Origin of the sequence: Sediminicola luteus (assembly GCF_040566555.1) — a bacterium.
Classification (GTDB): domain Bacteria; phylum Bacteroidota; class Bacteroidia; order Flavobacteriales; family Flavobacteriaceae; genus Sediminicola.
Window position 1 is genome coordinate 47,776 of the sequence record NZ_JBEWYP010000012.1, and the last position, 7,067, is coordinate 54,842.

At 43.7% G+C, this 7,067-nt stretch carries 2 protein-coding genes and 1 pseudogene; all 3 read right to left on the minus strand.

The window, feature by feature from the left end; all coding sequences use genetic code 11:
* Nucleotides 1-74: 74 nt before the first annotated feature.
* Nucleotides 75-1,223, minus strand: coding sequence for a gliding motility-associated C-terminal domain-containing protein (locus ABXZ32_RS15680; protein WP_354619629.1), 1,149 nt, complete (start codon nt 1,221-1,223; stop codon nt 75-77).
* Between the two features lie 3 nt (nt 1,224-1,226).
* On the minus strand, nt 1,227-5,924 hold the full coding sequence (locus tag ABXZ32_RS15685) for a beta strand repeat-containing protein (protein ID WP_354619630.1): 4,698 nt from the start codon (nt 5,922-5,924) through the stop codon (nt 1,227-1,229).
* A gap of 250 nt (nt 5,925-6,174) precedes the next feature.
* Nucleotides 6,175-7,067: pseudogene (locus ABXZ32_RS15690) on the minus strand (hypothetical protein); the annotation flags it as partial.

Below are 7,067 nucleotides of genomic sequence, written 5' to 3' on the forward strand. Positions count from 1 at the left end.
CATGTTGTGAAAACAAATCCAATTGAAAATCAACCGATAAATTGACTGTTCAACGGTAATACGGAATTGAAAATTTACCGACGTAGGTACAGAAAACCCTGATATTCCGTTCCCAAATCATTCAAGGTAACCAGATAGAAGTAGACTCCGGCAGGTAACCCATTTTTCTCACCGACCACTACATTGCCAACGTTGGAAAATCCTCTGAATTCATTGGTGTAATTCACCTTGTCGAACACTTTTAGCCCAAAGCGGTCGTAAATCTGTAGATGGTTGTTGGGCGATTGTTCCAATTCAGGAATGACAAGGGCATCGTTGAGTCCGTCATTATTGGGGGTAAGGTAATAGTTGTCCAAGTTGACCACTTCTGTTGCAATTGCCAAACTGGCAAAGGTAATGGCGGCATAGTCATCCGGGACAAATTCGTTGGAGGAAACAAAACCATTGGTAAGATCACCGCCTTGAGCCACACTCCCCAGATCTACCCATTGGTTTCCTACTTTGGACCATCCTGCAATACCAACTTTATAGGCTGCATCGGAAAGGCCAGAGATATTGCTGTCCTGGTTCCAACTGATGGTGATCGTAGAAGGAACATTTCCAGTTAAATGCCAAAATTCAGTGGTGCTAACCACGTCCACATCCCTGGTTTTTCGGGAAGTATTAAAACTTGTGGCAAAGGCACTGGGATTATTGGGGTCCTCCATAAAATACGCACATTTAGCCAGCGAATTCACGGCGTTCGAATTGAGGATCAGAGGCCTGAGTTGCTCTGAACTACCTACTGGAAAACTGAAAAACTGTTTGTCGGTAATGGCAGCATATCCATCTACTTTGGTGACGTCAGAAACGCTAAAGTAGTCCCCATTTTGAATGAAATTAAGGTAGATATCCTCTAAGTTTCGTGGAGTGATTACATCCCCGCTCACAAAGTTGGCATCATTGGTGAGGGCCATAGAGGTATTCAGAAATACCCCATTGTCGTTAAAGAATTCTATGTCGTAAAAAATGGGCATAAAGGCCCCGGAAACGCTGATGGGCAAATTGCCATAAAACCCCGCCAACCCAACATTTTGATCAAAGGAGGCATCATTGATGAGGTTAGTATGAAAGCCAATCTGTCCCTCTTCATGGATCCGGATATTCCCGCTATTGTACAAGGCGGTTTGGGCTTGGGCAACCAGGCATATAAATAGAAACGATATGAAAAAAATATTTTTCATAGACTAAAAATCTAATACAGTAAAATAGAAAATTCTATCTACATAACCACCAGATTGGGTGATATTTATATCGAAAGTCGTTGTTGTCTGATTACTCACAAAAATATCTACGTTCTCAAATCCAGATCCGAAATGAGTTAGTTGTATAATATATTTCGTTGAGTTTTTTTCATTTCCAGCTCCAAAAGTAATAGTGTATCTACCCAAAGCTGTCCGTAATACTTGGGTATAACCAGCCCCGTATGCTTCTGGAGTAGCTATGGTGAAATTAATATAACCATAGGCTTTTACTGGATTAGATGCTGTTATTGCATTGTCTACATAATCCTTATTGACAGCATCGGTGCCATCTACCGGAGTTCCAATGTTTTTGATGAGTAATCCGCCTGCATTATTACCATCAGCTAGCACTTCATTAATATTTTGAATTTCGTTGAGAGGATCGGCATCGCTATCATCGTAGAATGCCCCTCCATCGGTGATGCTTGCGGAGATGTCGTTGCCCGCATCCCCGCTGACAATGGTCTGGTTGGAGGCGGTGATTTCATTGTCCACATAGGTCTTTACGGCAAGCTGTGTCGGGAAGTTGACATTGTCCGCAGTGGCGAAGGTGTCGTCACTTGATTTGTTGGCCGCGTCCTCTTTCAATGCAATTGCCGTGTCGGCATCGGCCTCGTTCTGGTCCACATCTGCCTGCACGGCCGCGATGTCCGCCGACTCTTCAAGTGCCGATAGGTCTGCACTGAACGTAGTGGTGCCCTCTTCGACTGTCAGGCTGGTTCCGTCAAAGGAGACAGCTGTGATATCGTCATCCGTGGTGATGGTGGCCACTTGGTTGTCCACATAGGTCTTTACGGCAAGCTGTGTCGGGAAGTTGATATTATCGGCAGCGGCGAAGGTGTCGTCACTTGATTTGTTGGCCGCGTCCTCTTTCAAGGCTATCGCCGCGTCCGCATCGGCCTCGTTCTGGTCCACATCTGCCTGCACGATCGCAATGGCATTGTTGGCCGCTGTTTCGTTGGCATCCACATCCGCCTGCACGGCCGCGATGTCCGCCGACTCTTCAAGTGCAGATAGGTCTGCACTGAAAGAAGTGGTGCCCTCTTCGACTGTCAGGCTGGTTCCGTCAAAATTGACAGCAGTAATATCGTCATCCGTGTTGACGGTGGCCACTTGGGTGTCTACATAAGTCTTTACGGCAAGCTGTGTCGGGAAGTTGACATTGTCCGCAGTGACGAAGGTATCGTCGCTAGATTTGTTGGCCGCATCCTCTTTCAAGGCTATCGCCGTGTCGGCATCGGCCTCGTTCTGGTCAACATCTGCCTGAACGATCGCAATGGCATTGTTGGCCGCTGTTTCGTTGGCATCCACATCCGCCTGCACGGCCGCGATGTCCGCCGACTCTTCAAGTGCAGATAGGTCTGCACTGAAAGAAGTGGTGCCCTCTTCGACTGTCAGGCTGGTTCCGTCAAAATTGACAGCAGTAATATCGTCATCCGTGTTGACGGTGGCCACTTGGGTGTCTACATAAGTTTTCACGGCAAGCTGTGTCGGGAAGTTGACATTGTCCGCAGTGGCGAAGGTATCGTCGCTAGATTTGTTGGCCGCATCCTCTTTGGTCGCTATGGCCGTGGTGTTGTTCGCAATGTCTGTATCGTTTGAAGTGATGTTGGTTGTATTGGTGGCAATGTTCGACTGTATAGTTGAATCATCGTAAAAGGCCCCTCCATCGGTTCCAGCTGTAATGACGTTCCCAGCATCAGTACTTATTTGAGCACCCCATTCCACCGCGTTCCCAGCTGAGTTGGTTCTCAATATTTGATTCGCTGCGCCATTCAATATATTCTCAATCTGAACAGCATCATCAGCAAGTTTAGAATTATCAATGGCGTCATTTGCAATATCAACTGTTGCTATTGTTCCATTTGCAATGTCCTCGGATAGGATTGTTTCATTTAGAATCTTATTAGAGTTAATTACGTTTGGTTGAATTGTTACCAAGCCGCTATTATTCATTAAAACATCTCCAGTAATAAATACATCCTGGGCATTATTGGAGCCGTCGCCTACGTATATTTTTCCATCATCCAAGGTGCTCAATTCACCTACCTTAGTGTCCACATAATTCATAGTGGCCACATCCTGGGGGGCAGACGGATCCAAAACATTTCTAATTAATTGCGCTTGGGCATCATTGCCCTGGGTTAGAACATTACCAATGGACAGGGTATTTAGGTTCGTATTAATCTCGTCAATGGCCCCTTGAACATTTAAAGAGGTGAGTCCCGAAGAAGATGTAAATGGATTAGAAACAGCCCTTGTATCAATGGTCACATCACTACCATCATTATTGGTAAAGTTATATGTGCCGTTGCCATTATCAATTAAGTCCGACTTGTTGACCTTTTGTACTGTTCCGTTCTCGTTGGTAAAGGTGATGAACCCATCATTGGTGTCGGTCAGATTAGTCACTGTCTCATTGATGATAACTGAAGTGCCATTCTCATTGCTATAGGTGGCTATTGCTTTACCAGTTGCTGCTGTTCCCGTTACAGTGGTTATAGTTTCGTCTATTTCGGTTACGGTTCCCGCTGCATCCGTTACCGTTGCGATTAAATTCCCTGCAATTACATCGGTGATAGCAACCCCATTGGTGTCAATCGTCACATCGCTGCCATCATTATTGGTAAAGGTGTAGGTGCCGTTGCCATTATCAATTATGTCTGACTTGTTGACCTTTTGTACCGTTCCGTTCTCATTGCTAAAGGTGATGAATCCATCATTGGTATCGGTCAAATTGGTCACTGTCTCATTGATAATGACTGAAGTGCCACTCTCATTGCTATAGGTGGCTATCGCCTTTCCGGTTGCAGCAGTTCCAGTTACCGTAGTTATGGTTTCGTCTATTTCGGTTGCAGTTCCCGCTGCATCCGTTACCGTTGCGATCAAATTCCCGGCAATTACATTGGTGATAGCAATCCCATTGGTATCAATGGTCACATCACTGCCATCATTATTGGTAAAGGTGTAGGTGCCGTTGCCATTATCAATTATGTCTGACTTGTTGACCTTTTGTACCGTTCCGTTCTCATTGGTATAGGTGATGAATCCATCATTGGTGTCGGTCAAATTGGTCACCGTTTCGTTGATTATGACAGCGGTTCCGTTCTCATTGCTATAAGTGGCTATTGCTTTACCGGTTGCTGCTGTTCCCGTTACCGTGGTTATGGTTTCATCTATTTCAGTTACAGTTCCCGCTGCATCCGTTACCGTTGCGATCAAATTCCCTGCAATTACATCGGTGATAGTAACCCCATTGGTATCAATGGTCACATCACTACCATCATTATTGGTAAAGGTGTATGTGCCGTTGCCATTATCAATTATGTTCGACTTGCTGACCTTTTGTACCGTTCCATTCTCATTGGTAAAGGTGATGAAACCATCATTGGTGTCGGTCAAATTGGTTATAGTCTCATTGATAATGACTGCTGTTCCGCTCTCATTGCTATAGGTAGCTATCGCTTTTCCGGTTGCTGCGGTTCCTGTGACCGTTGTTATGGTTTCATTAATGTCGGAAGAAGTACCGTCGGCTTTACTAATCGTTCCAATTCGGTTTCCTGAAATAAGATTGGTTATGGTAATTCCATTGGTATCTATGGTCTGTACTGCTCCTGTTTCATCTGTATAGGTATACGTGCCATCACCATTATCAGTAAGGGTGGAAATGGACGTGTCGGTAATAGTGATTGTAGTCCCATCAGATTTGGTGAAGGTATAGGTGCCATCTAAATTGTCAACCAAATTGATTGTTCCGTTGGCAGCATTGACCTCGTCCAAGGCATCTTGGACATTCGTGGCCGATAAACTGGAGCTGGCATTGTCGTAACTCACGTCATCAGCAGCAACAAGACCTGTTTTATCTATCCATTGCACAGCGCCGGCACCATTGGTCGTAAGGATCTGATTAGTTGTACCTGGCCCTATATCAATAGGTTGGATAGAGCCATTGATGATTTCTGGTGATCCTATAGCATTATCTGCCATGGCCACGTTACGAACGGAATTATCCCTCAATTGTGCAGATCCTACTGAAGATCCTGCCAAATCTGCCTGCTTAATGGAGCCGTCCTGTATATTTTCCCCATCGATGATGCCGACCTCAAAATTAAAATTGGTGCCACTGGCATCCTGGGTGATAAAGATGGTTGGGAACGTATTGATGATGGGATCTGTAGTAAAAGTTTGGGAATTTAAATCTTGCAGTTCAACACTGACGGTGTTACCGGCTGAATCTGTTAGGGTTAGATTACCATCTTCTACCACTAAACTTTCGTTAAGGTTGTTGATTTCGGTGATGTTACTATTGGCATCACTAAAAGTGTACGTGCCATCCCCGTTGTCCACTAGGCTTATATTCCCGGAATTGGTCAAGGCATCACAGAGATTCAACCACTGGGTGCCATCGTAATAATGGACGCATTTGGAGTCTGTGTTGTAAATTAATGCACCTTGTAAAGGGGTTATGGCATTCATTTGGGTGTTGTTAACCCTTGTGAGTACAAATGCCCTAGACGTACTTTCCAGTTCCAAAACGGAGGAAGCACTTATATTTTGTGGATTATCTCCAATTTTAATTTGACTATAGGTTATTGAGCTTAATAGAAGAAAAGAAAAAACAAAAAAATGTTTGTAATTCATAAGATATGGGGGTTATCCTGAAAAAGTTGTAAGCAACAAAAATAATATTTTACGGATATTAAACTAATTTTTAAGGGATAATACGAAAACCTTTTCGTTGAATGGTTGTTAATACTACTGGTTGAAAATTAGCCTCTTGCTTCATTCTTACGACATTTTATTTTTGGGGATTAAAATTATCGGACAAATCAAGGATCTCCAAATGATGAAAAAAGCAGCCTTGATACATTTTTTTTAGCGATTGCAGGTTCTATTCTTTTTTTATCAACGCTTTAATTCCTTCCAAGTCCTTCCTTAGGGATTTTAATTCTTGGGACAATACTTCATTTTCATATTTAAGATTCTGTATTTTCTTTTCTTGCTCTATGGTATGCAGGAACAGTTCCTCGATTTTTTCGAGGTTTTGTAAGTTGGACTCACTTAAATTCCAAAAGCCATCTTTTTTGACTTCTTCTGCGGATTTAATTCCAGGCAGATGGTGGTGTTTTTCTACAAATTGCGCTACCTTCTCTAGTGTAGAGAATTCATAATCTTTTTTAAGACTAGAGTTGCCTAAAAAGTATTTCTCGAAGACATAATCTGGGTGCACTAGTGTGGCTCCTACCCAAACTTCTGTATCCACTTGTAAATCACCTCCTACATGAAGTTTTCTTGTCGGATTGGTCTCTCCAATTCCTACATTTTGAGAGGCATCTATTCGCAAGGCTTCTGTCCCACCTGTCGAGAATGCTAATTGAGAAGCACCGGCTCTATACATTCCCATATTAGTTTCTGTATAGAATCCATAACCTGGATTACCTACAGAGCCAATATTTGCAGCAAATCCATTTCTAGCGCTAATTGTTCCGTCAACATCTAATTTACTAGTTGGTGCGCCAGGTAGCGTACCTATTGCAACATTTCCTGAGCCGCCTAAAATGAAATCATTTCCTCCAAGATTATGTGTTCGGTTTGATACCAAAGTAAAATTAGCATCAAAAAGATTTTGGCCAGCCGTTGGTGCTGCCCAAACTACATTAGTTCCACTGGTTGTCAGGACCTGTCCGTCAGCTCCCACCGCTATTTTTGCAGGTGTCACGTTATTGTCTGCGATGTCCGCCGTAGCGATGGTGCCGTCAAAAATTTGAGTTGATGTTATCCCGC